This window comes from Paenibacillus sp. Soil750 (assembly GCF_001428045.1).
Classification (GTDB): domain Bacteria; phylum Bacillota; class Bacilli; order Paenibacillales; family NBRC-103111; genus Paenibacillus_E; species Paenibacillus_E allorhizoplanae.
On record NZ_LMSD01000008.1, the window covers coordinates 1 to 26,965 of the forward strand.

The 26,965-nt window shown below is 49.9% G+C and carries 23 protein-coding genes and 1 rRNA gene; 23 read left to right on the top strand and 1 reads right to left on the bottom strand.

Features of this window, described 5'->3' with window-relative positions; all coding sequences use genetic code 11:
* The first annotated feature begins 13 nt into the window (after positions 1-13).
* The 20 genes from rrf (at position 14) to ASL11_RS09135 (ending at position 22,518) form a co-directional block, all read left to right on the top strand.
* Positions 14-130, top strand: a 5S ribosomal RNA gene (rrf, locus tag ASL11_RS09040).
* A gap of 536 nt (positions 131-666) precedes the next feature.
* Positions 667-1,260, top strand: coding sequence for a chromate transporter (locus ASL11_RS09045; RefSeq protein ID WP_442953053.1), 594 nt, complete (start codon positions 667-669; stop codon positions 1,258-1,260).
* Positions 1,257-1,793, top strand: a complete 537-nt coding sequence (locus ASL11_RS09050) for a chromate transporter (RefSeq protein ID WP_056612705.1) — start codon at positions 1,257-1,259, stop codon at positions 1,791-1,793. The genes ASL11_RS09045 and ASL11_RS09050 overlap by 4 nt, the downstream gene beginning before the upstream one ends.
* A gap of 274 nt (positions 1,794-2,067) precedes the next feature.
* Positions 2,068-3,573 (top strand): ABC transporter ATP-binding protein, encoded by a 1,506-nt coding sequence (locus tag ASL11_RS09055; protein WP_056612938.1) that lies wholly within the window; start codon positions 2,068-2,070, stop codon positions 3,571-3,573.
* Positions 3,570-4,691 (top strand): ABC transporter permease, encoded by a 1,122-nt coding sequence (locus ASL11_RS09060; RefSeq protein ID WP_056612707.1) that lies wholly within the window; start codon positions 3,570-3,572, stop codon positions 4,689-4,691. The genes ASL11_RS09055 and ASL11_RS09060 overlap by 4 nt, the downstream gene beginning before the upstream one ends.
* A 105-nt stretch (positions 4,692-4,796) precedes the next feature.
* Positions 4,797-5,726, top strand: coding sequence for an ABC transporter permease (locus tag ASL11_RS09065; RefSeq protein WP_056612709.1), 930 nt, complete (start codon positions 4,797-4,799; stop codon positions 5,724-5,726).
* A 50-nt stretch (positions 5,727-5,776) separates the two neighbouring features.
* Complete coding sequence (locus tag ASL11_RS09070; RefSeq protein ID WP_056612712.1) at positions 5,777-6,262, top strand: nucleoside deaminase; 486 nt, start codon at positions 5,777-5,779, stop codon at positions 6,260-6,262.
* Positions 6,263-7,170: 908 nt separating this feature from the next.
* Positions 7,171-8,640 (top strand): factor-independent urate hydroxylase, encoded by a 1,470-nt coding sequence (pucL, locus tag ASL11_RS09075; RefSeq protein WP_056612714.1) that lies wholly within the window; start codon positions 7,171-7,173, stop codon positions 8,638-8,640.
* On the top strand, positions 8,637-8,993 hold the full coding sequence (gene uraH, locus ASL11_RS09080; RefSeq protein WP_056612716.1) for a hydroxyisourate hydrolase: 357 nt from the start codon (positions 8,637-8,639) through the stop codon (positions 8,991-8,993). Before pucL ends, uraH begins: the two co-directional genes overlap by 4 nt.
* A gap of 56 nt (positions 8,994-9,049) precedes the next feature.
* On the top strand, positions 9,050-10,441 hold the full coding sequence (locus ASL11_RS09085) for an allantoinase (protein WP_056612718.1): 1,392 nt from the start codon (positions 9,050-9,052) through the stop codon (positions 10,439-10,441).
* Positions 10,434-11,726 (top strand): Zn-dependent hydrolase, encoded by a 1,293-nt coding sequence (locus tag ASL11_RS09090; protein ID WP_063795521.1) that lies wholly within the window; start codon positions 10,434-10,436, stop codon positions 11,724-11,726. The genes ASL11_RS09085 and ASL11_RS09090 overlap by 8 nt, the downstream gene beginning before the upstream one ends.
* On the top strand, positions 11,713-12,948 hold the full coding sequence (locus ASL11_RS09095; protein WP_056612720.1) for a pyridoxal-phosphate-dependent aminotransferase family protein: 1,236 nt from the start codon (positions 11,713-11,715) through the stop codon (positions 12,946-12,948). Before ASL11_RS09090 ends, ASL11_RS09095 begins: the two co-directional genes overlap by 14 nt.
* A gap of 2 nt (positions 12,949-12,950) precedes the next feature.
* Positions 12,951-14,546, top strand: a complete 1,596-nt coding sequence (gene ggt / locus ASL11_RS09100; RefSeq protein ID WP_056612721.1) for a gamma-glutamyltransferase — start codon at positions 12,951-12,953, stop codon at positions 14,544-14,546.
* An 86-nt stretch (positions 14,547-14,632) separates the two neighbouring features.
* Complete coding sequence (locus tag ASL11_RS09105) at positions 14,633-15,649, top strand: XdhC family protein (protein ID WP_056612723.1); 1,017 nt, start codon at positions 14,633-14,635, stop codon at positions 15,647-15,649.
* The gene (locus tag ASL11_RS09110) at positions 15,643-16,317 is read left to right on the top strand and encodes a nucleotidyltransferase family protein (protein WP_056612725.1); all 675 of its coding nucleotides are present in this window, start codon (positions 15,643-15,645) and stop codon (positions 16,315-16,317) included. Before ASL11_RS09105 ends, ASL11_RS09110 begins: the two co-directional genes overlap by 7 nt.
* Before the next feature lie 323 nt (positions 16,318-16,640).
* Entirely contained in the window at positions 16,641-17,627 is a 987-nt protein-coding gene (locus tag ASL11_RS09115; RefSeq protein WP_056612727.1) for an FAD binding domain-containing protein, read from the top strand.
* Positions 17,617-19,905, top strand: coding sequence for a xanthine dehydrogenase subunit D (pucD, locus tag ASL11_RS09120; protein WP_056612729.1), 2,289 nt, complete (start codon positions 17,617-17,619; stop codon positions 19,903-19,905). The genes ASL11_RS09115 and pucD overlap by 11 nt, the downstream gene beginning before the upstream one ends.
* Positions 19,898-20,383, top strand: coding sequence for a (2Fe-2S)-binding protein (locus ASL11_RS09125; RefSeq protein ID WP_056612731.1), 486 nt, complete (start codon positions 19,898-19,900; stop codon positions 20,381-20,383). The genes pucD and ASL11_RS09125 overlap by 8 nt, the downstream gene beginning before the upstream one ends.
* A 7-nt stretch (positions 20,384-20,390) precedes the next feature.
* Positions 20,391-21,518, top strand: a complete 1,128-nt coding sequence (locus ASL11_RS09130; RefSeq protein WP_056612733.1) for a BMP family ABC transporter substrate-binding protein — start codon at positions 20,391-20,393, stop codon at positions 21,516-21,518.
* Positions 21,519-21,540: 22 nt separating this feature from the next.
* Positions 21,541-22,518: an aromatic ring-hydroxylating dioxygenase subunit alpha gene (locus tag ASL11_RS09135; protein ID WP_056612735.1), complete on the top strand. Its 978-nt coding sequence runs from the start codon at positions 21,541-21,543 to the stop codon at positions 22,516-22,518.
* Between the two features lie 125 nt (positions 22,519-22,643).
* On the opposite strand, the gene ASL11_RS09140 is transcribed toward ASL11_RS09135, so the two are convergent.
* Positions 22,644-22,844, bottom strand: coding sequence for a hypothetical protein (locus ASL11_RS09140; RefSeq protein WP_056612737.1), 201 nt, complete (start codon positions 22,842-22,844; stop codon positions 22,644-22,646).
* Between the two features lie 77 nt (positions 22,845-22,921).
* Here ASL11_RS09140 and ASL11_RS09145 point away from each other — a divergent pair, with 77 nt between their 5' ends.
* Genes ASL11_RS09145 through ASL11_RS09155 form a run of 3 tightly spaced genes read left to right on the top strand, consistent with a single transcriptional unit; the run spans position 22,922 to position 26,811 of the window.
* Positions 22,922-25,228, top strand: a complete 2,307-nt coding sequence (locus ASL11_RS09145) for an ATP-binding protein (protein WP_056612738.1) — start codon at positions 22,922-22,924, stop codon at positions 25,226-25,228.
* Positions 25,225-25,857 (top strand): response regulator transcription factor, encoded by a 633-nt coding sequence (locus ASL11_RS09150; RefSeq protein WP_056612741.1) that lies wholly within the window; start codon positions 25,225-25,227, stop codon positions 25,855-25,857. The genes ASL11_RS09145 and ASL11_RS09150 overlap by 4 nt, the downstream gene beginning before the upstream one ends.
* A gap of 15 nt (positions 25,858-25,872) precedes the next feature.
* Positions 25,873-26,811 (top strand): polyprenyl synthetase family protein, encoded by a 939-nt coding sequence (locus ASL11_RS09155; protein WP_056612743.1) that lies wholly within the window; start codon positions 25,873-25,875, stop codon positions 26,809-26,811.
* The last annotated feature ends 154 nt before the right edge of the window (positions 26,812-26,965 follow it).

Here is a 26,965-nt window from a genome sequence, read left to right on the forward strand (position 1 = left end):
AACGCTTTGACTGTTTGGTGATGATGGCGGAGGGGACCCACGCGTTCCCATCTCGAACACGACCGTTAAGCCCTCCAGCGTCGATGGTACTTGAACCGTAGGGTTCTGGGAGAGTAGAACGTTGCCAAGCGACTAAAAGAGCTTTACTTGGAGATATCCAGGTAAGGCTTTTTTTGCATTAGCCTATGTTTCACCCATTTACTTAACCATCAACTGTATTTCCTACAGCTAAGTTCATGGAATTACTCCGAAAAATTGATTTAGATGGAAAACCTACATCTAATAACATGGGAATTCCCCATATTCAGTTAGTTTAACTGAAATTAACTACATAAAATCCATCTATTTCGATGATTGTGGCAAATGGAGCGAAATTAACTGGATAAAATCCATTTAAGTGTGAGGGGTGGAGAGAGACCTTTGGGGGGACGGAGTGAGGCGGGGAGTGGAGAGGAAGAGTAGTGGTCGAGTGAGTATGGAAACTAATGGAATGCTGGTGGGAGAGTAGAGTAGCTGAGAGGTGGTCAAGGGTCAGGGCGATACGTCAAGCCAAGTCCCAAGATTTCAAAATAACTTTGTCATTTTCACAAAAATATATGAAGAATCCTAATAATGGCTTCATTTTATAATACAATAAAGCTTAGTTGACTTTTAGGGGAGTGATACATAGTGGAGAACGCCTATGTTCAGATAGGTACGGCGATGTTTCGGACAGGGATTTTGGGATATGGCGGCGGGCCGTCGATCGTGCCATTAATTCGGTATGAAGCGGTGACGCGTTTTAAGTGGATGAAGGATGAGGAGTTCATGGAGGTGCTCGCGATAGCGAATACGCTGCCGGGGCCGATTGCGACGAAGCTGGCAGGTTATTTGGGGTATCGGCTCAAAGGGAGCTGGGGAGCGGTAATTGGTCTGCTAGCTCATATTTTGCCTACTTGCGTCGCGATGGTGGGGTTGTATTCATTTATTACGTTTTTCAGTACGTCGCATGTGATTAAGGGGATGATTGCTGCCGTAGTGCCGATTGTCGCGGTCATGCTAGGCGTGATGGCGTATGAGTTTGGTGAGAAAGCGATCAAAGGGTTAGGCTGGCCAGCGGGGGTTACCTTTTTCATCATTGCCTTCCTGCTGCTACAACCTTTATCGGTGCACCCCGCTATCGTGATATTCATGTTCCTCCTATATGGGGCCTTCCATCACAAGCTAAAGGACAAGTGGACGAAGAGTAAGAAGACGCTTGGCAAAGGTGATGGCGTATGATGGATTGGTGGCATTTGCTCGTTAGTTTCTTTCTTGCCAATGTATTTGGCTATGGCGGCGGTCCTTCGTCGATCCCGCTGATGTTTCAAGAGATCGTGACGAATCACAATTGGATGAACAGCAGTGAGTTCTCCAACATGTTGGCGCTGGGGAATGCGCTGCCGGGGCCGATTGCGACGAAAATCGCCGCGTACGTAGGCTACCAAATCGGCGGATGGATTGGCGTGCTGATTGCGGTGGCGGCAACGGTAGTTCCGTCGATTATTGCACTTATTATTTTGCTAAATATGCTGCAGAAATACAAGCAATCCCCTGTCATTAAAGGCATGACACTGCTGGTTCAGCCCGTGATTGCGATTATGATGGTGCTGGTCACCTGGAGCAGCTTAGTGGAGTCTACGAAAGCGATTGGGTATCTACAGTTTATCGGAATCGCCGCGGTGGCCTTTTATTTAATTCAAATTCGGAAGATACATCCAGCCTTTGTGATTCTTGCAGGGTTCGTATATGGTGGGATTTTTCTGTCCACGTAATCTAATCTCACACATTTTTGGCGCTAAGCACAAAGCTTGCGCCTCTTTTCGTTACGACACCAAACTTGATGTCACGTTTATTGACGCCCAAGATAGGCGGGCCGTATAGTGATGTGAGAGGGATAAGAAGTAAACTGATCGATGATCTCGGAATCTGGAAACAGCAAATCCCTAGTGGGAGATGCTGTTTTGTCATATCAAGGTGAGTAGATATTGTCTAACGGAATAAGGAGGTCGGGGGCCTGTGCGTACACAAGAGAAGGATGCTGTCGAGATGGTCCAAATCGTTAAGCAGTTCGGTTCTGTGCTGGCGAATGATGAGGTGGATTTCAGAGCGAGATCTGGGGAAATACATGCGCTGCTAGGCGAAAATGGTGCGGGCAAGAGTACGATGATGTGCATGCTGTCCGGCGTGTATCGTCCGACGAGCGGAGAGATTTACATACATGGCGAGCAGGTGCGTATTCGCTCACCGAAGGATGCGATGAAGCTGGGGATCGGTATGGTGTTTCAGAACTTCCGCCTCGTGCAGACCCTGACGGCTGCGGAGAATATTGTGCTTGGGGAAGCTGGCTCTGTCTGGCGCGGACCTGGTTGGTTGTCGAAGAAATCGGAGGAGATCGAGGCGATTTCGAAGCATTTTGGGCTGCTGTTTCCCGTAGATCGGCCCATCTGGCAGCTATCTGTTGGCGAGCAGCAGCGAGTGGAAATTGTAAAGACGCTCTATCGGGGAGCGGATTTTATTATTCTAGATGAGCCAACGTCGGTGTTGACACCGGGAGAGGTTGATCAGCTTTTTGAGACGCTGAACCGGATGAAAAAGGAAGGCAAAACGGTCATTATGACGACGCATAAGCTCAAAGAGGTGATGTTCGCGGCGGATCATATCTCGGTCATGCGCAAGGGCAAGATGATTGCGACAATGGCGAAATCGGAAACGAGCGAGCGTGAGCTTGCGCAGTTGATGGTGGGCGAGATGAACTTAGCGAGCCGGGCACAACAAAGAACGCGAGCGAAGGAGAAGCCGATGCTCACGGTCAAGGGGCTTGACGTGTATGCGGACCACGGACGCAAAGTGCTGGATGGGCTTCATTTTGAGGTAAATGAAGGGGAGATTGTCGGTGTTGCAGGCGTCTCTGGGAACGGCCAGAAGGAGCTGGCAGAAGTGTTGACGGGGCTGCGCGTTTGGAAGCAGGGGGAGGTCCATTTTGACGGAAAGGCGTTGCGGAATGGTTCGGTTCGGGGAGCGATTGAGCTTGGAATCGGGCACGTACCGGAGAACCGGATGCGCAGCGGCCTTGCGGGAAGTTTGGACTCGGTGGATAATCTGTTGTTCAAAACATACCGCTCCTCGGAACGGTCACGATTTGGTTTGCTGCGGACAGGGAGCAATCGGACTTGGTCTCAGCGGTTGGTTGAGATGTTCGATGTGAAAACGTCGGGGATTGATTCGCCCGTTCAATTCATGTCGGGTGGGAATCAGCAGAAGCTGCTTTTTGCTAGGGAGATTGATCAAGGTCCTAAGCTTATGATTGCAGTACATCCAACACAGGGACTCGATGTAGGTGCGTCGGAGGGTGTGTATCAACTGCTGGAGGATTTGCGAAGTAAGGGGCGCTCTGTGCTGCTCATTTCAGAGGATTTGGATGAGGTACTGCAGCTGGCTGACCGTATTCTGGTGATGTACGATGGGCGCATTGTTGGGAATATATCGAGGGAAGCGGCGAGCCGCGAACACATCGGTATGCTGATGGCCGGATCGGAGGAGGATGCAGGATGAGTGAACAACGAACAGCAGGCAGCATTCCCATCGAAAATAAAGTGAGTAAGCGCGGAATCGGCTTTCGTGTGCCATATCGTTTGGAAATCGATCCCGCAGGTGCGAATAGCCCTTGGTGGGTGACGATCATTGCCATCGCTTTGGCGTTGGTGGCTTGTGGGATTTTTATCGCGTTGAATGGGATGAACCCCTTCATGGTCTACAGCAAAATGGTGAAGGGGGCCTTCGGCTCCACCTTTGGATTGACGGAAACATTAGTGAAGGCGATACCTTTGCTCCTTTGCGGGCTAGGGGTGTCGATTGCCTACCGCATCTCTGTGTGGAACATCGGGGCGGAAGGTCAGTTTGTGGCAGGGGCGATGGCGGCGACGGCGATTACAGTTTATTTTCCGCATCTACCTATGTACCTCTCAATTCCAGCTATGATGGTCGCGGGCATCGTGGCGGGCGGCTTCTGGGGATTGCTGACGGCGATACCACGGAACTATTTTCAGGTAAACGAACTCATTACCTCGTTGATGCTAAATTATGTGGCACTACTGGCGCTGAACTATGTGGTTTTCGGACCGTGGAAAGATCCTAAAGGCTTTAACTTCCCAGGATCCCCGATGTTTACGGTTGCGCAGTCCTTGCCTACCTTTGGTACATCGCGGCTGCATTTGGGGTTGGTTTTTGCCATCATCGCTGTGCTGATTTACGCCTTCGTCGTCCGTTATACACGCTGGGGCTATGAGCTGAGACTGATTGGTGCTAATAGTGAGGCGGCTAAAAATGCTGGCATTCGTATTTCTAGACACGTGCTGCTGGTAATGGTGATTAGCGGAGGATTGGCGGGGCTTGCTGGCATGGGGGAAGTCTCTGGCGTAGCGCACCGTCTCATGTATGGGATCTCTCCCGGGTATGGGTACACGGCTATTATTGTGGCTTGGCTGGCGAAACTGAATCCGATTGGGCTTGTGGTTGCTTCGGTGCTCTTCGGTGGGCTCATTGTTGGCGGGTATAGTGTGCAAACGATCGGGCTTCCGTCTTCCATTTCCTCTATGATTCAAGGAGCTATTCTGTTCTTTCTCATTGCTGGAGGGATGGCGGGGAAATTCCGTATTCGTCGGAACAGCTAAGGGCTCTGAGGAGGATGCGGATCGACATGAGAAGTGTTGGGGAGTCGGGGGAAAGTAATTTTAGTTAATGGTGTTAATTGACGGGGAGATAAGGGGGTGTAAGAGATGGATACGATCACACAAATCATTGTTTCGGCGATCTCTTCGGGTACACCATTGCTTTTGGCCGTATTGGGCGGCATCTTGATCGAAAGATCCGGTATCATGCAGCTAGGCGCTGAGGGTTTGATGTTAATGGGTGCGGTGACTTCGTGCCTCGTTTTCATACATACAGGAAGTTTAGTACTGGCTATTCTATGTGTGCTCGCGGTAGGTGGGGTACTCGGAGTACTTCATGGTTTCTTATGCGTAACACTGCATGCGAATCAAGTTGTTTGCGGTTTGGCGATGACGATATTCGGCGCGGGGCTAAGTGCATATTTAGGTAAGCCTGTGAGTGGTCAGCCACTTGTAGGTGCGGTGCCGAAGCTCGATATGCCGTGGTTGGAGCCCGTTCCGGTGATCGGTAAAATTTTTGCCCATATGGATTTGTTTACGTGGTTAAGTTTCGTGCTCGTACTGGCTATGCACTTGTTCATCCACCGCACATCATGGGGGCTTCATCTTCGTGCAGTGGGGGATAATCCGGCTACGGCGGATGTGATGGGGATTCCTGTGATCGCGATTCGCTACGGGTGCATTGTTGTTGGCTCGATGCTGATTGGGATTGGCGGCGCGGATTTGCTGCTTGTGTATACACCGACTTGGAACGAGGGGATGACCTCCGGGCGTGGTTGGATCGCGGTGGCGCTCATTATTTTTGCGAGGTGGAATCCAATTCGTGCCCTCGTTTGCGCGTACTTCTTCGGTGTGCTAGATAGTCTGGGGTTCCGTGTGCAGCTGATCGGCAGCCATATTCCTTCTTACTTTCTGAAAATGATTCCGTACGTCGTCACCATTCTGGTACTGATGTTCCTCGGTTGGCGGAATAAAAATAAGCCATCTGGTGCGCCTGAGGCGCTGGGTGTGCCTTATATACGGGAGCAGAGATTTTAGTTTATTGGGAGACGACTAGGAAAACAGGGGAAAAACTAGGAGGGCAAAAGATGGGTGAATTTGAGGTTCATATTCCTTATTTAAAAAGATGTGTAGAGCTTTCTGTGCAGGCTAGAGAAGCTGGCAATACACCGTTTGGTTCGTTGCTTGTGGGGCCTACTGGGGAGATTCTGCTGGAACACGGTAATGTTGAGATTACCGAATCGAATTGCACGGGGCACGCGGAAACAATGCTCATGGAGGTAGCCTCCAAGCGATATAGCAAGGAAGAGTTGTGGGCATGTACGCTGTACACCTCTACAGAGCCGTGCGCCATGTGCGCGGGCGCGATTTATTGGGGCAACGTCGGGCGCGTTGTCTTCGGCATGTCGGAAGCCATGCTTGCAGGGCTGACAGGAGATAATGAGCAAAATCCGACGTTGATGCTGCCTTGTCGGGAGGTTTTTGCCAGAGGGAACAAGCCGATCCAAGTGATCGGTCCTGTTCCTGAGGTTGTGGAGGCAGCCGTCGCTGCGCATGACGGATATTGGGATTAATAAGGGAAGCCATCAGGATGTTTGTTGTCCTGGTGGCTTTTTTTGCGTGGGTTGGTGCTGGGAGATGGCCTTTTGGAGGGCTGGGTGGATGGTCCATAGCTTCAATGCTGTATTTTGTACAACATGATTGAATGTTATTGCCCTGAAAAGGGGGTGAGGTTGTATTCTGTACAACATTTTCGGCGAAATTGACCTGAAATGAACCGAATTGAAGAATAATGTTGTACGTTATACAACTCGCAAAGTGATTTAGCTTGTTTAAGGGATCGAATGTTGTATGAATTACAACATTCGGAGAAGGTTGGGAGAGGAGCGGAGGTGAGGAGTGGGAGGCTGGAGTAGAAGGTGAGGAGTAGGAGGTTGGAGTGGAAGATGAGGAGTGGAAGTAGGGAGTAGGAGGTGAGGAGTGGAGGTGAGGAGTGGGAGGCTGGAGTAGAAGGTGAGGAGTGGGAGGTTGGAGTAGGAGGTGGGGAGTGGGAGGTTGGAGTAGGAGGTGAGGAGTGGGAGGCTGGAGTAGGAGGTGAGGAGTGGGAGGTTGGAGTAGGAGGTGAGGAGTAGGAGGTTGGAGTAGAAGGTGAGGAGTGGGATGGGGAGTAGGAGGTGAGGAGTAGAAGGTTGGAGTGGAAGATGAGGAGTGGAAGTAGGGAGTAGAGCTGAGGAAAGAAAACTAGATGTGCCGGAGGTTGATTGTGGAGTAGACAAGCGGTTGGCTTAATGTGTGTATGGACAAGGGATGGGAGCCCCGCCTCCCGCCGATTTTAGCAAAAATACAAAAAAAGTTAACGATGTTATGAAAGATTACAAACTTCTTTCATATAAATTGACCCATAGGGATGGCGCAATTACAATGAAACAAATCTTGGAAAAGAATGCATGACATTTAAGGCAGAAATCGAGGTGTCGGGGTTATGAAGATCACACGGAAGCAAGTCAATGACATGAGTCAAGAAGCGTTCATTGCAGCGTTTGGTCCGCTGTTTGAACACTCGCCTTGGGTGGCAGGACGGGCTGAAGGATCTCGGCCGTTTGCTGGAATCATGGATATGATGAGTGTCCTTGAACAAGAGGTAGAGCGAGCGAGTCGTGAAGAGCAGCTGGCGCTGCTTCGGGCTCATCCTGATCTAGGTACACGCGTCCGGATGACCGATCACTCGGTTCAGGAGCAGTCAGGTGCCGGTCTCAACCAGTTAACCCCAGAAGAATACGAACAGTTTCTTTCTTTAAATAAACAGTACACAGACCGATTCGAGTTCCCTTTTATCATGGCGGTGAAGGGTCAGACCAAGGATACAATACGCGAGGCGTTAGGTCATCGTATACAAGGAACTCTGGAAGTGGAGCTGCTTACCGCACTACAAGAGGTTTGTAAGATTGGGCGATTCCGCCTGGCAGATATCGTGATGAATGAAAAGGAGGAGAAAGCGATGGAACAAGCAAAAGGCGCAGAGAGAATCATGTACTACGGGAAAGGTGATGTTTGGGTCTATCGTTCCTATGCCAAGCCGCTCACGAATATCACGCTGATTCCGGAATCGGGTTTCACAGGGCGAGATAATGTGCTGTTCGGCATGAATATTAAAGTAGCAGTGAGCGGAGAGAAGCTGTTCACATCATTTAGCGAGGGAGATAACACCAATGTTGTAGCTACGGATTCGATGAAGAACTTCATTTTACGCAAAGCAGGTGAGTATGAAGGATCTACAGCAGAAGGATTTCTGGCTTTCGCGAGCCGGCTCTTCCTTGAGAAGTATCCATGGATGACGGGGATCAAAATGAGTGCGGATCAGGTGGCATTTGAAACGTTGCCGGTACCAGGCTCAAATGGCTTCGAAGCAGGAGACTTGGTGTATCGCTATTCTCAAAATGAACATCCAACCGCATTCGTGGAGCTCGTTCGGGTTGCAGACGATATCGTCCTCGCCGATCACTCTGCTGGCATAGCCGATCTTAAACTGATCAAAGTCAAAGGAAGTTCGTTCGCTGGTTTCGTTCGTGATGAGTACACGACACTACCAGAATCGTCGGATCGCCCTCTGTTTATATTCCTAGACATCGCATGGAGCTATGAATCAGCTGAAGATGCTTTCGATGCTGATCTAGGGCGGTACGTAGCCGCTGAGCAAATTCGTGATATTGCGCATACCGTATTCCATGAGCAGCATTCGCCATCGATCCAAAACCTCATTTATCGCATCGGGCAACGTTCGTTACTGCGCTTCCCGCAGTTGAAAGAAATTCGCTTCGAGTCCAATAATCGGACGTGGGAAACGATTCTAGAGGAAGTTTCTGCTGGGGAAGGCAAAGTGTTTACTGAGCCTAGACCGCCGTATGGTTTCCAAGGTTTTTCGATGACAAAACGTGATCTGGAGGGCCTATGAGGGTAGGGATTACTTCGCACGTTCTGGATGTAAGCAGCGGCCAACCAGCGGTTGGCGTGAGAATCGACTTGTTCCGGCTTGAAGGAGGCGTAGCAGCGATGCTCCGCTCCGATGTTACGAACACAGATGGCAGATTGCCAGGGCCGATGCTGAGTGGGGATGATTTTACAAAAGGGACGTATGAGCTTCTCTTCCATGTAGGTGACTACTTCAGAGGGAGGGGTGTGGAGCTCCCTGAGCCGGCATTTCTAGATCAAGTACCGATTCGTTTCGGTATTGCGGATAACACTTGCCACTATCACGTTCCCTTATTAATTGCACCGTGGGGGTATAACACGTATCGCGGGAGTTAATGCAAAGAAGTCAGCGTTAATTGAATAGAGAGAGCTTCGAGGGAGGGTTTCGTAGGATGAATCGATTGGATCTTATCATTCGCAAAGGGACTGTGGTCCTGCAAGATGAGTGTCGACAGCTGGATATTGGCATACAGAACGGCAAAATTGCAGCATTAGGCGAAAACCTCGTTGTCTCGGAGCAAACACCTGTTTATGACGCAGAAGGCTTAACGATCCTGCCGGGCATGATTGATGCTCATGTTCATTTCAATGAACCTGCTCTTGGTCATTGGGAGGGTTTCGTCACAGGCTCAGCCTCGCTAGCTGCTGGCGGATGCACAACCTACATCGATATGCCGCTCAATGGTGTTCCGCCAACCGTTCGGCTTAGTGCCTTAGAGCTGAAATTGGACGCAGCCGAGGGGCAATCCCATGTTGATTATGCCCTGTGGGGCGGGCTCGTTCCTGGCAATATAGGCGAGCTAGAGGCACTGGCTCAAGCGGGGGTGATTGGTTTCAAAGCCTTCATGTCCTGCCCAGGCGGAGAGGGAGATGATATTTTCACGGAGGTAGACGATGAGACGTTAGTTAACGGCATGAAAGAAATTGCGCGCTTAGGTCTAGTGCTCGCTCTTCATGCTGAGAGCGAGGAAATCGTCTCCAAGCTCGCAGAGGAGGCTGCCCAAGCAGGCAAGCGCAGCGCATTGGATTTCATCGCGACAAGGCCGATTGCTGCTGAAGTAGAAGCTGTAAACCGTGCATTGGGCTATGCGAAGCAGACAGGCTGTAAGCTGCATTTCGTACATATCTCTTCCGCAGAAGCGGTGCAGGTCATTACGGAGGCGAAGGCAGAGGGCATGGACGTTACGGTGGAAACGTGCCCGCACTATTTGACGCTAACGGACGTGGAGGTCGAACGCCTAGGACCTGTTGCAAAATGTGCGCCACCGATCCGCACAGTGGAAGATCAGGCTCGTCTGTGGGCAGAGGTGAAGGCAGGTCGGCTCGACATCATCGCATCGGATCACTCTCCTTCACCTAAGCATATGAAGCAGGGGGATTTCTTCGCAGCATGGGGCGGCATTTCGGGAGCGCAAAGCTCGCTTGAGCTCATGTTGCACGAAGGCCATCTCCGCAGAGGAATTCCTCTGCCAGAGCTCGCTCGTTTGCTAGCGCTAGAGCCAGCTAAGCGCTTCGGGCTATATCCTCGCAAGGGGGAAATCGCCATAGGCGCTGACGCGGATCTAGCTTTGGTGGATTTGGCAGGGAGCTATACGCTGCAAGAGAGTGACCTGCTTTATCGCCATAAGCAAAGTCCTTATGTAGGCAAAACGTTCGGCTGCAGCGTGAAGGCAACTTTCCTGCGGGGCGTTAACGTGTACGAAAGAGGCGTGGGAGTTGGAGCAGCGTTAGAGGGAGCTTGGTTGCGTCACAGTGCATCGATCGGAGGCGGGTTAGATGGCTAAAATGAAAGGGCACCCACAGGAAGAAATGCTAGCTCAATACGGGGAGCGTATGCTGCTAGCTTTGGAGTGGTTGGCGACCTTCGGCGCCGATCCGGAAGGCGGTGTGACCCGACTTTTGTATGCAGAGCCTTGGCTTAAGGCGCAATTAGCACTGATAGACAACATGCAAAGCATGGGGCTTAAGGCAGATTTTGATGAAATCGGCAATGTGTACGGTAAATTGCAAGGATCGGACCCATCGTTAAAGCCGATGCTTACAGGTTCACATATCGATACTGTCAAAAACGGTGGGAAATACGATGGAGCCTATGGTGTCATCGCATCGATGATGGCGCTTGGTTATTTGAAGGCCGTATACGGGGCACCGAAACGGACCTTGGAGATGGTCTCCTTTTGCGAGGAAGAGGGGAGTCGGTTTCCATTGGCTTATTGGGGCTCCGGTCATGTGACAGGAGTACTTTCCTTAGCTGAAGGCGCAGGCCTTGCTGATCCAGAGGGTGTGACGTTACTCGAGGCGATGGAGCGCGCGGGCTTTGACATAGATCAGGGCCAGCTCCAACCAGCGAAACGTGATGACATAGGCGGATATATTGAAATTCATATTGAGCAAGGCGCAGTCCTTGAGTTTAAAGAGAAGCAGATTGGTGTTGTAACAGCCATTGTTGGCCAAATTCGAATGACTGTCGTCGTTACGGGGATACCCAATCATGCGGGAACGACCCCAATGACAATGCGCAAAGATGCGCTGGCTGCGGCTGCCGAAATGGTCGCGCTAACAGAGAAGATGGCACTTGCGGAGGGTGAACCTTTGGTAGCCACTGTAGGGCGCTTAGAAGTGAAGCGTGGAACATCGAATGTGGTGCCTGGTGAGGTCGAATTTACGTTGGATATTAGGCATACTGACAAGCGAAAGATTGAGGATTTTCGTGCGGAGCTGATATCGCGGTTTGTGGAAATCGCCGTGCGAAGAGAACTTTATATAGATACAGTGGAACATCTAAATGCCTTACCAGTGGCCATGGATAGCGGGATATCGGCAGAAATTGAGGCTGCCTGCGATTTCTATGGCTACGAGCATATCCACATGCCAAGCGGGGCGGGACATGATGCTCAACTATTCGGACCGATCTGTCCGTCGGCCATGATTTTCGTACCAAGTCGGGCAGGCATTAGTCATAATCCCAAAGAGTTCACGAAGCCGGATGATCTTATTGTCGGCTTTCAGACACTCGTTCATGTGTTATATCAATACGGCTACGGGGGAAAAGCAGATGAGAACTTATAAAGATTTATCACCATCCCTTCGAACGATTATGACCCCAGGTCCAGTCGAGGTTGACCCTAGGGTGCTGCGTGCGATGTCGTACCCCATTCTGGGGCAGTTCGATCCTGAATTTACCGAGCTTATGAATGAAACGATGGAGATGCTTCGGGACGTATTCCAAACGAATAATCAATGGGCGTTCCCGATCGATGGGACTTCCCGTTCAGGTATAGAGGCTGTGCTGGTAAGCATCATCGAGCCAAGAGATAAAGTACTCGTTCCGATCTACGGACGATTTGGAAATTTACTGGTAGAAATTGCCGAGCGCTGTGGGGCTGAAGTGGCAATTATTGAGCAGGAATGGGGAGCCGTGTTCGATCCTATTGACATCATTACAGCCATCGAGCGGGAGAAGCCCACCATCGTGGCCATGGTTCACGGTGAAACGTCGACAGGCTGTATCCAAAAGTTCGATGGGATAGGGGCAGCTTGCCGAGAAATGGACGCCCTTCTCGTCGTGGATGCTGTAGCGACCATTGGTGGTGTTCCCGTGAAAACCGACGAATGGCTGCTGGATGCGGTGATAGGCGGCACGCAAAAATGTTTATCCGTTCCATCAGGCATGTCACCGATTACGTACAACGATCGTATCGAAGCGAAGGTCATGCGCCGTAAAACGATCGAACGGGGATTGCGGGAGAAGGGTGCTCCTATTTCCTCGGTTAAAGCTGTGGCGAGTAACTATTTCGATCTCGGCATGCTGCAGGATTACTGGAGTCCAAAGCGGTTAAATCACCATACAGAGGCTACGACGATGTTATATGCACTACGTGAAGGTTTACGCATTGTGCTGCAGGAGGGACTGGAAGAGCGATTCTCCCGCCATAAGCGTCATGAAGCAGCTTTGGTTGCTGGTTTGCAGGCGATGGGATTGACGTTGTACGGCGATCCACTGTGTAAGCTGCCAGTAGTAACTTGTATACGTATTCCCAGCGGGGTTGATGGAGAAGCCGTTCGATCCATGCTGCTGAACAGCTTCGGCATTGAAATTGCCTCTTCCTTCGGTCCATTGAAGGGACAGATTTGGCGCATCGGTACGATGGGTTTTAGCTGTAACCAGAAAAATGTGCTCCATGTCCTTGGGGCGCTAGAAGCAACACTTCATTGGTATGGTGTGGATGTATCTGTCGGGAAGGCGCTGCAAGCTGCACTAGCCGTATATGCTCATAAACGGGAGGAATAATCATGCTAAACATCATGCCACGAGCAGAGCGAGCCATGATTGCTACGCCACATTATTTGGCTAGTTCCGTGGGGAGTGCGATTTTACAGCAAGGCGGCAATGCCTTTGATGCAGCAATTGCCATTAGCGCGACCCTAGGTGTCGTTTACCCGCATATGACGGGGCTTGGGGGAGATGCTTTTTTCCTCATGCATGAGGCGGCAACTGGCACTTATACCGGATTTAATGGGAGCGGGAAGTCCGCTGCGAGGGCGACACCTGATTTTTATAGAGAGCAAGGGATGGATCAGATTCCACAGCGCGGCATTTTAAGCGCAATAACAGTGCCGGGTATGGTGGATGCTTGGTGGCAGGTGTGGGAAAAACACGGCAAGCTTCCTTGGGCGAACTTATTGGATGCAGCTATTGGCTATGCGGAAAAAGGGTTCCCGATCTCCCGTAACTTACTGTTCTGGATGCGTAAAGATGAGCCGTTCATTCGGGCTTCTGTGCAGCTAAGTGATTTGTATATGCGAGATGGTGAGCTTCTGAAGGAAGGCGATCGGCTGATTCAGCCTGACATGGCAAGAACGCTGCGTTCCATCCAGCAAGAAGGTAGAGATGTGTTCTACTCGGGCTCGCTCATGCAGACCATTGTGGATAACGTGAAGCTGGATGGTGGGCTGCTTACGGAAGAAGATTTCCGCAGCTTCGCTGGTGAATGGGTTGAGCCCCTATCAACGACATATCGTGGATACGACATTTATCAAATGCCGCCGAACTCGCAAGGGTTCACAGCGCTCATGATGATGAATATGTTAGAACATATCGATATGGCAGCTGTGCCTAGAGCATCGGCGAACTTTTACCATCTGATGTCGGAAGTGATCAAGAAGGCGTTCAAGGACCGCGATCGTTTTTTAACGGATCCACATTTTAGAGAGATACCGCTCCAAAGATTGTTGTCGAAATCGTATGCGCAGGAGCTTTGGAGTGAGATTCAGGCGAATCCATTGAAGGTTAGTGAGCATCTTTCACCAGCGATTGGTCAGGATACTGCCTATGCGGCTGTTGTAGATGAAGAGGGGAATTCGGTTTCTTTTATCCAAAGTCTCTATTTCGATTTCGGGGCAGCTTACGTACCTGGGGATACAGGCATTATTATGCAAAATCGCGGCTCATTCTTCTCACTTGATCCTGCCTGTGCGAATGTGTTGGAACCACGTAAAAGATCGTTCCATACATTGATGCCCGCCATGGTAAGTAAGGCCGGAAAGCCTTATATGCTATTCGGCACGCAAGGTGGAGAAGGGCAGCCACAGACGCAGCTTTCGATACTTACGGGGGTATTGGATTACGGTTTATCGATTCAGGAAGCCATTTCACTACCACGTTGGGTATATGGACGTACTTGGGGAGAAGATGGGGATGCGCTGAAGCTGGAGCATCGGCTTGAACCCGAGGTATATACAAAACTCAAGCAATGGGGACATCGCGTGGAGCCCGTGAATTCGTGGGATGGCATTATGGGGCAAGCGCAGGGCATTCTCATTGATGAGCAGGGGTTCATGAGTGGGGCGGCTGATCCGCGTGGTGATGGGTTGGCGATTGGCTGGTAGCAAGGGATAGAACTGGGAGATCACAAGGTGTGAAAGGAAAGGGATAAGTGTCAGGTAGCATTTATAAATAGAAGGAGCGATGAGCGATGGAGGCCTATGACATTTTGCAAGCTGTGGAAAATAATACGGGAGCTCGTGTATTAGCGACAGTGATTCATGTGGAAGGTCACGCTTATCGCAAGCAAGGAACTGTCATGCTGTTAATGGCAGATGGAAGCACGGTAGGGACCATTTCTCCGGGGTGTTTGGAAGGTGATCTTGCTGCTTACGTACCAGGCGTGTGGGAATCGCAGAAACCGCAAATGGTCGAATACGACATGAGGCCTGCCGATGATTTTGGTTGGGGGGAGACGATTGGGTGCGGCGGGTTGATCCGTATTTTGCTTGAGCCACTTGCTGGAGAGCTGCTGGTTAACCTGCTGGTCGTGAAAGACAGATTGGATCATGGTGAAGTTGTGGAGCTCATCCGCACCTATGCCGATGGGTATTCAGATATTAGATATGCGCTGCAGGGATCAGGTATAGAAGAGGAAGGGTTTTCCGCAACTTCAGTTGTGAGAGAGCCGTTTCGCTTAGTAACCAGTACGCTGTTTATGCCAAAGCCAAGAGTCATTGTGTTCGGTGCGAATCCGGATGCGATCCCGCTCGTACAAATGGCAGCAAGCAGTGGTTTTCGTGTGGTGGTCGCGGATTGGCGTGAATCGTTCTGCAACGCAGAGCGGTTTCCAGGGGTAGAAACGATGGTTGCTTTTCCAGAGTCGTTAGTCGAAAAGCTTGCGCTGAATGAGCGAGACTACGTCGTGATCATGAGCCATCAGTTCGAGAAGGACACCGCCTTCTTCCGAGGCATTATGGCTTATCACTTACACTATCTCGGCATTATGGGCTCGAAGGAGCGTACGGCGAGAATGCTGGAAGGTTTCGAGCGCCCCGACTGGCTGCATGCGCCAATCGGTTTAAACATCGGCTCGGAAGGCGCGTTCGAGAATGCGGTTAGCATTGTATCTGAGCTGATTGCGATCAAGCGTGGCAAACATGGAGCGGGTGTGTGGTCAGCGTCCTTAGCTCATGGGCGGGACGTAGGGAGCTTTTGCTCATGGTGAAAGCGGTGGAGAAGGTGAAGCCGGAGAAGATAGTGAGATCAGAAAAGAAAAAAATCGTTGGCGTCTACTTGGCAGCTGGAAGCAGTCGGCGTATGGGGACAGCGAAGCAGTCCCTCGAGTTGGCGGAAGGTATTCGTCTCGGAGGTATTGCCTTGCTGAAAGCGCTAGGCTGCGCTGCGTTCGAGCAGGTGGTTGTCGTTGTACGCGAAGGCGATACGCTGACGTGGTTGCCGGAAGAGGCTCGTCAAGAGCTCGAGAGTGGGAGATGCCGAATCGTGGTGTGTCCAGAGGCTAGTCTGGGCATGGCACACTCGCTTCGCACGGGCATTCAAGCGGCAGATGGGCTGAAGGCTGACGGTGCGATGGTTATGCTGGCTGATCAGCCATTCATCGAGGAAGCTATGTTAGATGGGTTGATTGATGCGTACGAGGCGGGAGTGGAGTACGATTATGTTGCTAGTGGCGATAAAGGGATCCCGAAGCCGCCAGTCATTCTAGGGAGCAGAATGTGGTCAGCTATCGCTTCGTTGGAAGGTGATGCTGGCGCGCGAGCACTGTTTCATTTACCTGCATTTCGCGGGCAGATCATCGAGGCGGCGGATCTGGCATTTATGGATATTGATACCGCCAAGCAATATGAAGAGGCAAAAACGATCTACAGACCGTAATAAACGTTAGATTAAGTGACATAAAATTAGCGAGTGAGTGCATTGATACGAATGATGCGCTATTTTTTTATATAAAAAAACAAAATGATGTTATGTTAGTTGACGTTAATTTCGAATATTGTTTATAGTAGATCTAATTTACCGGAACGACGTTCCGCAACTTTGTGGAAATGGCGGATTTCGCCAAAATAGCGGAACCTGGTTCCGTTAGATGGCGCGCAACGCAACGAATATGCTAATCACGCAGCAAGCCGGCTTCTCGCGGCAAACTCAGAACACATAACGAGCACGTGGTCATTCTGAATCTCTGAGGAGGGTTGAATATGTCAGTTCCGATGCATCAGCTGCCTGAGCAGCAGCCTTCCGTATGGCAGCCAACAAGTGTGGAGGAAGCGATTCAATTGAAGCATAAATGGGGCAACGATGCTGTTCTTGTTGCTGGAGGCACTTGGCTTCGCACGCGCTGGGAAAATGGGCTCGCCCCGATGCCGCAGCATTTCATTAGTCTTGGACGAATTCTTGTTCTCTCGGGATTAACGGTTAATTCCCAAGGTCAAGTTCATATAGGCCCTGCCCTAAGCATTGCAGATTTGATGAAAAATGAGCTTGTTCAGCAGAAATGCGGACTACTCGTGCAAGCTTGTTCGGAGATTGCAGCTCCGTCGATTCGGAACTTAGCCTCGATCGGAGGCAATGTGATGACACGTACAGGAGATCTAATCCCCGCACTGCTTGTGATGGATGCACAGATAACGTGTACAGATGGACAGAACGAGCGGATGATTGCGTTGAAGGATTGGCTGGCTGCTCCGCAAGTGGCTCCTGATGAGATCATGACGGGGATTATGGTGCCGACAGGGGGATTGGAAAGCAGGGACGGCACGGAGAATGCCGCCAAGAACTCTGAAGATACCAAGTCGACGAATGGACAGCTATCTGCTGCAGCAGAGCAGGAGAGCACCCATGAGTTCTACCTCAAGGTTGGACGTAGAGAGGCGTTTACGCCATCGGTCGTTACCGTCGCGGGTAGGCTATCCCTTCAAGCGGATGGGACGGTTCGCAACATCGCTTTAGCGGCTGGCGGAGGCAACGCGGTTCCTGCGAGGTTTACAGATCTGGAAGCGGGCATGATCGGGAAACCGTTAAATAAGGCAGCTTTGCAGATGCTCCACAAAGGGGTAATAGCTGACTTCAACGCGGTGGCGGATGATTATGCCGGGGTAGCTTACCGCAAACAAACGGCAGCGAATCTAATCATTTCGGAGTGTTTCAAAGCAATGCGCAAAGGGGGCGGAGCTTATGCTCCTTAATCGGAATGCGAAGAAATGGATCATTAGACCTGATGGCAAGGAGAAAGTGACAGGGGAGCTCCGTTATCTCACCGATTTAACAGCGCCAGGCATGCTGCACGGCAAAGTACTGCGAAGTCAATACCCGCATGCTTGGATTCTTTCCATCGATACAAGTAAAGCCAAACAATTACCCGGCGTGCGCGTGGTCTTAACAGCTGACGACGTACCAGGGTTGAACCTATTCGGAATTGCTTTTCCTCATCAGCCGGTGTTTTGTCAGGATCGCGTTCGTTATATTGGGGATGCGCTGGCATCTGTTGCGGCAGATACAGAGGAACTAGCGGAATATGCGCTAAGCCTTATTGAAGTCGTGTATGAGCCGCTTCCACTTGTAGATAACCCAGAAACCGCGCTGGAAGCGGGGACGATTATGCTGCATCCCGAAGGGAATCTGCTTCATCAAACCTCCTTACAGCATGGGGACTCGAACATTGAGGATGTTTTCGATACATGTGTACACGTCGTTGAAGAGACCTATCTGACACCTCGGCAAATGCATACGTATATGGAAACCGAAGGTGGTCTCTTTATTCCTGAGGCTGATGGGAGACTGACCGTTTACTCGCCGACCCAGCATGGTTACAAGGATCGCTTCCAGTTAGCGCGAATCCTTGGCATCCCAGAAGAGCAAATCAGAGTCGTTTCCAGTCCGATTGGCGGTTCGTTTGGTGGGAAGGATGAGCTCAATGTGCAGCCTTTCGGAGCATTAATGGCACGAAAGACAGGCAAACCGATCAAAATGCACAATTCCCGCCGTGAATCTGTCATCTCCGGTATTAAACGTCATCCGATGCGGATCACGATGAAAACAGGCACAGATGCACACGGAAAGCTGATCGCGCACCAAGTTCGCATCCTTGCCGATACAGGAGCGTACGCGACACTGGGGTGTGAAGTGTTGAATTTTGCCACCGAGCATGCGATTGGACCTTACACGATCTCGCATGTCGACGTAGAAGGCAAGAGCGTCTACACGAATAACGGTGTGTCCGGTGAGTTTCGGGGCTTTGGCGGCAATCAGGTGATTTTCGCCGTGGAGAGCCAAATCGAACGTCTAGCCGAGAAGCTCGGCATGGACGCGTGGGAGCTGCGCAAGCTCAACTTGCGCCAGCCAACCGATCCGGGCCCGATGGGCCAGCAGATCGTGGCAACCGAAGGCGCCGCCCAGGTGTGGGCGAAGGCGCAGGAGTCACCGCTCTGGGCGAAGCGCGCCAGCAGCGCGCGCCAACCAGAGCAAGAGCCGTGGCTGCGCCGAGGCGTCGGCGCTGCGCTGGTGATGCACGGTGCCGGGCTCGGCCTCGGCATCCCCGATCATTCCGGCGGCCGCATCGAGCTCACGCCGGAGGGCAAGATCCAGGCCTCCTTCGGCTTCGAGGAGTTCGGCCAAGGGCTCTATGCAGCACTCACGTTGATGCTGCAGGATTGCTTCGGCTGCGCCGCCGATGACATCAGCATCGTCATCGGCGATACCGACCGCGTGCCGAGCAGCGGTTCGAGCACGGCCTCCCGCGCCACCACGATGATGTGGCGCGCGCTCCAGCGGCTGAAGCCAGCATTCGTGCTGGCGCTGCTGGAGCAGGCTTCGCAGCTCTGCGGCATTCCGGCCGCAGAGCTCGCAACCGGCGCAGGCGGGATTCATCACAAGGGTGATGAGTCGGGGGAGCCGGTTGTCACGTATGCGGAGGCGGCAGCGGCAGCGGCTACGCCGATCCTTGCGCATACGGAGTTCGACTACCCGACGACGCCCGAAGGGCGGGTCGGTGCGCACTACCTGTACTCTTACGCGGCCGCTATCGTAGAGGTGGAAGTCAATATGCTGACCGGACGGGTCAAGGTGCTGCAGACGGATCACGTCATCGCCGCAGGTCCTGTGATTAATCCGATGGGCTTTCTTGGACAAATTGAGGGCGGCAGTGTGATGGCACTGGGCTATACACTGACCGAGGATGCTGTGATGATAGAAGGTCGCTATGTCAGGCATAATCTCGACACTTATCTTGTTCCTACTTTCAGCGACAGCCCGCATTGCATTCAAGTCGAGGCCATTGAAGAGTTGCCAGAGGGAGATGCATTTGGCCCTCGTGGCGTTGGAGAAATCGGATCTGTCGGCTTGGCTCCTGCCATTACGGCGGCAGTGCGGCAAGCGACAGGCATTTGGGTAAATAAGTTGCCCATATCACCAGAAGACATCGTGCAGTCCATCGATTGGTTAGAAGGGGTGGAGGCCAGTGATTAATACATCGTTTGTGCTAGATTGCTCCATTAACGGGAAGGCAGTTTCGATCCCAGTGCCTGCATCCAAAAGGATGTCTGCCATTCTTCGGGATGACCTGTTGATGACCGGCACCAAGGTTTCTTGTGAGATTGGGCGCTGCGGCGCTTGCATGGTTCTGCTCGACGGTCAACCTGTGAATTCCTGTTTACTGATGGCTTATCAAGCATCGGGCAAGGAGATTACGACCATTGAGGGGATATCGGCAGGCGAAGAGCTGCATCCGATTCAACAAGCCATGTTAGAGGAGGGGGGATTGCAGTGCGGTTACTGTACCGCCGGCATGGTTGTAACCTTAACCGCGTTGTGGGAATCGAACCCTGCTCCAACGAGGGCTGAGGCTGAGAAAGCACTGTGCGGGAACATATGCCGGTGCACAGGGTATGAGGGGATTTTCAGAGCGGTAGAGAAATGCGGATTGTCCATAAAAAGAGAGGGGTAGAAGCGATATGAGAAAAACCATGCTGTCTATTACTGCTATTATGTTAGTGATTTTAAGTGCCTGCTCCACAAGTACGACAACAAGTTCTACAACAGCACCAGCTTCCACCACAGCTGCTTCTACGGCAGCAACAACAGAGAAGAAGCTGCCAAGAGTTGCTTTTGTCTATATCGGTGTGCCGGGGGATGGCGGATGGACGTTCGAGCATGATCAAGGCCGTCTGATGATGGAGAAAGAATTAGGAATTAAAGCGACGACGGTTGAAAATATTCCAGAAGGCCCTGACGCTGAGCGTGTATTTGAAGAATTGGCTCAGAAAAATGACATTATTTTCGGAACCTCCTTCGGGTACATGGACCCCATGGTTGCGGTAGCGGCGAAGCATCCGAATGTGAAATTCCTGCACGCCACTGGCTACAAAACAGCACCAAACCTAGGCACGTACATGGGACGTGAATATCAAAGTGCTTACCTCGTCGGTATGGCAGCAGGGAAAATGACGAAAAACAACCATTTGGGCTATGTCGGAGCTTTCCCAATTCCAGAGGTTATTTATACCATCAATGCGTTCACGCTAGGTGCGCAAAGCGTGAATCCCGATATCGATGTCTCTGTGGTGTGGAGTAACACATGGTTTGATCCTGCAACAGAGAAGCAAGCGGCTATCTCCTTGTTGGATAAAGGTGTAGACGTTTTGGCGGCTTACCAAGATTCACCCGCAAGTATTCAAGCTGCTGCTGAACGCAAAGTATGGGGCATCGGGAACGATTCCGATATGGGCAGATTCGCACCGGATACGTACATATCGAACCCGAAGTGGAACTGGGGCCCTTACTACGTGAAAACAGTGAAAAGTGTCATGGATGGTACGTGGAAGGCAGATAGCTACTTCGGCAGTATGAAAGAGGGCATCACAGACATTGCGCCGCTTGGCAAAAATGTGCCAGCGGATGTTAAAGCGCTAGTAGAGAAGAAAAAAGCGGAAATTCTGAACGGTACGTTCGATGTATTCCAAGGCCCTATCGTAGATCAAGATGGTAAAACGCGCTTCGAATCTGGGAAGAAGATGACGGACGAAGAAATTCTTGGCACGACTTGGTTTGTTAAGGGCATTAAAGGTGTTATACCTAAATAAAGGACGAAGGATGTGACTGGCGATGACAATACAAGATATCGCATTAATTCACGAGTGGCACCCGGTGTTGTTGTCGTCAGCACTCACGGATAAGCCAGAGGCTGTTGTTGTACTAGGGGAGAAAGTAGCGGTATTCCGTACCTCGCAAGGTGTCCACGCATTTAAGGATCTATGCATTCATCGCGGTGTTCCGCTCTCACTGGGGAAAGTAAGCGGCGATGAGTTGGTTTGTGCGTACCATGGTTGGTCTTACAATGGCTGTGGTACGTGTACCAAGATTCCTTCCTTACCCAAGGAACAGGCCATTCCTTCGAAGGCCAAGGCCTTCGTTTATGCCTGCGTAGAAGCACATGGACTAATCTGGGTGTGCCTAGGGACACCTGCGGGGCCTCTGCCTAAAGTGAGTGCCTTTGTGCCAGAGGGCTTCAAGGAAGTATTCATGGGGCCTTACACTTTGCAAGCCGCAGGTCCTCGCATTATTGAAAATTTCCTCGATGTGTCCCACCTTATGTTCGTACATGAGGGACTGCTTGGCGATAGTGATTTCGCTGAAATCAATGATTATCACGTGTTGGAAGAGGATGGCGTTCTGCGTTCCGAAGAAATCATCGTATATCAGCCGGATGCGGATGGGACAGGGCGCGGGGTAAATAGCCGTTATGTATATGAGGTGTTCGGTCCTTTATGTGTAGCTTTTACGAAGAGAGATGACGTATCCGATCATATCTTTCGGCTGTTTCTGATGGTGCTGCCGGTTACGGAGCAGACTAGCGTGGCTTATATGCTGAAACAAAGAAACTATGCGTATGACGAGCGCGATGAGGTGTTCATCCAATTTCAAGACAGGCTTATTGAGCAGGATCGGATCATGGTAGAGAACCAGAAGCCGGAGTTGCTGCCGCTAGATTTGCAAGCTGAGCTGCATTTGAAGTGCGATCGTTTGAGCATCGCTTACCGCAAACGCCTGCGCGAGTTAGGGGTCACCTTCGGGACGGCTTAGCGAGAATTGTCGGATCTGGTAAGAGTAGTGCGAATGACATGCATACGAATTAAAAAAAGGATTGTATAATTAGCATGTGCTAATATGCAATCCTTTTTTTTATTTGGTAAAATAAGACTACTAGATTACCACCAATAGTTAGAAGGCTCATTGGCATTTTGTTTTCTTGTGTCTGAAGGAGTTGTAAATGTTTTGATAAGTGCAGCTGTTTCTTCAGCAGATAGAGGTTGAGCCACCATAAAGGAATCTGCTTGCTTGCGCAGTTCTGCGCGTTTCACTGCTTGTACGGAACGTTGCAATTCTGGGTTCAATTGAATAATCGCCATTGTTTTAGCTCCCTCTTTTTAAATAATAGTTTACAAGAGTGATTATAGCAAAATATTGGAATTTAGGGGAGAGTTAATTGAAAATAGTAGTGAAAATTTCTGTGGGTATGTATATGGTGCTCTTCATTGCTTTGCAAATCTGGTGTTCATTTGTAACCTTCCATTTTCCCTATAATGGTATCTACTTGGACACGGCTCGTACAGACGAGTGGATCGTCAGCAAACTTGAGGCAAATAGCACGAATGATAAGATTCATATCGGCGATAAAGTCATTGCGATTGATGGTAAACCACCAGGTGAATGGTCAACCGTCAAGCGGTGGAATGTGGTTGAGAAGGCGAACACAGTTGTGATTTGGAGAGATGGCGTCGTAGAATCTATCGATTTGAGGACAAGCCGACCGGCCCTGTTCGATATCATTTCGCTCGCGGAGGAATTCGTCTGTCTATTCATGTGCGTATTATTATTGGTGAGGGAAAATCGTTCGCCTTCCGCACGATTGCTCGCTTTCTCGTTTCTTAGCGCTGCCTTAATCTTTATGAGCTTAGGTGCATCCATGCGGGGAGATTTAATAGGCAAGTTGATGATTGCTAGTTCGATGATGGTGCTGCCCATTGTCTTTCTACATTTCCTTGTGGTGTTCTTCAAAGAAAAGGGAGACATGGAGTTGCCCAAGGGCCATTTTAAATATTTGTACGGGATTGCCTTCCTAGCTTTTGTATTGAGAGGTTTATACTTCTTTCCTTCGATGGCTTTCGTATATCGGTATGACGGATCGGTCACGATGGGATTCTTCATCATTGTTATTTCCTTAAATATTTCTCTATTGGCAACGTTGTTTGTAAAGGTTAGGAAAGCACAGACGCCGCTCGCTGGTATTATCAAAAGTGTGTTCTACTCCTTGCTCATTTCGTTTCTACCTATTATCTGTCTCTCGTTCCTCCCCCAGCTCATTATCGGAGATTGGATATTCGACCCTATTTATACAAGTTGGCTATTATTAATATTTCCAATCACGTTCTCTTATTTAATAGCTTCCGATCAGTTATATGATATTGGCCTTGTCGTGCGGCGTGTTTTATTTGCTTGTTTGATGGCAGTAGTACCCGTCAGCTTGTTTACTGGCGCTTTTGCTATTATTTTTCATGGGGAAACCAACGGAAAGCAAATTTTATTCGTATTCCTAGGCTCAATCTTCCTTCTTTCTGCTATGTTGTATGCAGCCGAATATTGGACGACGAGATTAGAGCCCTATTTGTTCCCGAGAAAGTACGTACTGAAATCAGCGCTAAAAAAGATTTCAAAAAATTTAGGAACCATCTCCAGCTTCCGTGATTTGAAGGATATCATCCTAGTGGATATTGTGGGCACGCTGCAAGTGACAGGTGGCGCGATTGTTTTTCGGCATAAAAATGATATTGAAATTTTCTGTGAAGGTGAAGTTGATACGGCAGAAATTCAACGTTTGGTGAATTCATCTGCGATGCCCAATCATCCTTACTATACATTCTTGGAAATGAACTGCCATGAGGAATATACGAGCTATCTCATCGTAACTCGGAAGAAGACGAACACGCGAATCGCGAAGGAAGAGTTGCATTGGCTGCAGCTAATCACCTCCTACTTGGAAGTAAGTATGGAAAATGTGTATCTGATTCGTAAGTTAACGGGCAGACTTCAGCAAATGGTTTCCCATCTACCGCAGGAAGAACATCTCTGGTTACGGAAGGTGATGTTCGAACTGCAGGAGGAGGAACGTGTTCGGATTGCCACGGATCTTCATGATACGACGATGCAGGATTTGTTCTTCCTTAAGCGAAGATTAACCTCATTGGCTGAGAAACCATCGATGCGTCAAGAGGATCGCGAACAGCTGAACAGCATGAACAACTTTGTGGAAATGATCAATGCCAGCTTGCGTCAGAGCTGCTTCGAATTGAATCCTCATCTGTTGAAAGAGGTAGGGTTGAAGCAAACCTTGAAGACGTTCGTCGAGAAGGAATCGTATACGACGCCGTTCGAGATTTCCTTCCGAGCCGAGCAAATTTCTGAAATCGAAGGCAAGGATTTATCGGCCAAACGGCATATCTTCCGGATTGTGCAAGAATTACTTAACAACGCTAAAAAACATTCGCAGGCGGCTAATGTCAGCTTTCATCTGTGGGAAGAAGATCATTTCTTTTATCTAAGTTATCGGGATGATGGCGTAGGGTTTCATGTGAAGGAAGAGGTCGCCGTTGAAATCGCCGCATCCGGTATGGGGCTTGCTTATATGAGAAGCCGTGTTCTGCATGTAGGCGGGAGCTTTGAACTGGAGACCGCTGAGGGGGAAGGGACCCATATTTTAATCACAATACCAACTGAGGAAGTGATGTCAGCATGAGTGAAATCGTCAAAACATTAGTGGTCGATGATCATCCCTTATTTGCAAGAGCGACGAAGACGTTGCTTGATGAGATAGATCGTATCGAGGTGGTCGGAGTTGTTAGTAATGCGAGGGAATGTTTGGAATATGTGAAGTTGCATCAGCCTGGGCTCATATTTCTAGACTATCAGCTTCCCGATCAGACGGGCACAGAAGTTGCTGCACAGCTCAAACAACTATACCCGCACATCCATATTGTCATCTTCACCGGCATTGAGTTGGCAGGTATTTACAATAAATTGATTGAAATGAAAGTAAGCGGTGTACTGTCGAAAGAGTCAACGGAGCGGACGATCAAGAATATGGTGTATTGTATTTTGGATGGGTATACGATGATTCCGCTGTCTGTTTTTAACCAGATGCAATTAAATGAAGCCGATGCAGGCGAAGAATGTGAACTGCAAGAGGAAGAAGTGCTCATGATGAACATGCTGGTTAAAGGGGCTACACACGAACAAATTGCTGAACGAATTTTCATGAGCAAGCGTACAGTTGATAATTATTTGCGTAAAATTTATGACAAATGGGGCGCGAAATCAAGGACAGAGGCTTTGGAAAAGTTTATCAAAAGTAAATATTACACCTGAAAGTAGGCGCTTCGCATGCAGGACATTCAGCAGCACATGGCACGGATGATGGATGATTATATGTTTGATGAGGATTTGAAAACGCTGCTGAGATCATGTATGTCAGATAACGAGACCTCGAGTCTATCTTGGGCCAAAGTCACGCTGTGCACACACGCTATGCTAGGTGGGGGTTCCCCTGACATCTATCGCCGAGCGGCATTGACGGAGTTAGTTGTTCTTATCCTGGATATCGTTGATGATCTGCAGGATCAGGATAGCGATAGTAAGCCTTGGATGCGAGTGGACACGGCGAGTGCGTTGAATGCTGTATTAGCGCTAATGATCGGTGTAGTAGGTGAATTGGGTAGAATGAATGCCAGCGGAACGATGTTGGTCGAAATTAGCAAAATTATTGCTAGGTCGATTAATGGTCAGCATAAAGATGTGATTAATGCGGTTTCCACTGTTGATGACTACTTATGGATAACGCAAGAGAAATCGGGTTCGTTATTCCGTCTTGCTTGCTTCCTAGGTTATTTCGATACAGCCTGTACAGAAGGAACGGTAGAGCAGCTGCATCAGATCGCCGATTGTGTGGGACTTCTCCACCAGATTCAGAACGATGTGCGAGATCTTGTTCGCTATGATGAGAAAAGTGACCTCATGGCGAAGAAGCGGACGCTGCCCATCCTATATCTACTCTCTATTGAAGATGAAGAGTTCTCACCCGTGAAGGCTTACTACAGGGGGGAGATTACGGCTGAACTTTTTGCAGAAAAGGAAGACGAAGTGAAGCAGTTGATTCAGGATTCCGGATGCTTGGAATATGCACGCATCGTTCAATCCGTATGCATGCAGAAAGCAGAGGAGATATGGGCAGAGCTGCCAGCGTTGTCGCCATGGAAGGAAGAGTTCCGGACGCTCACATGGGGCGATTTCGTAAAGCAGGGTGTAGAAGTGGAGCAGGCCTAGTGCCTGCTCTTTTCTCAATATCTCCTGAGCCCCAGGAGAATAAATGTATTTTATGTAGTTAAATATTTGGGTTTATCAGTCAAAAGCAGATTAGATGGAAAATATACAGTTAATTATATACATTTTTACCTATATAAACTAAATGAGTGATTTT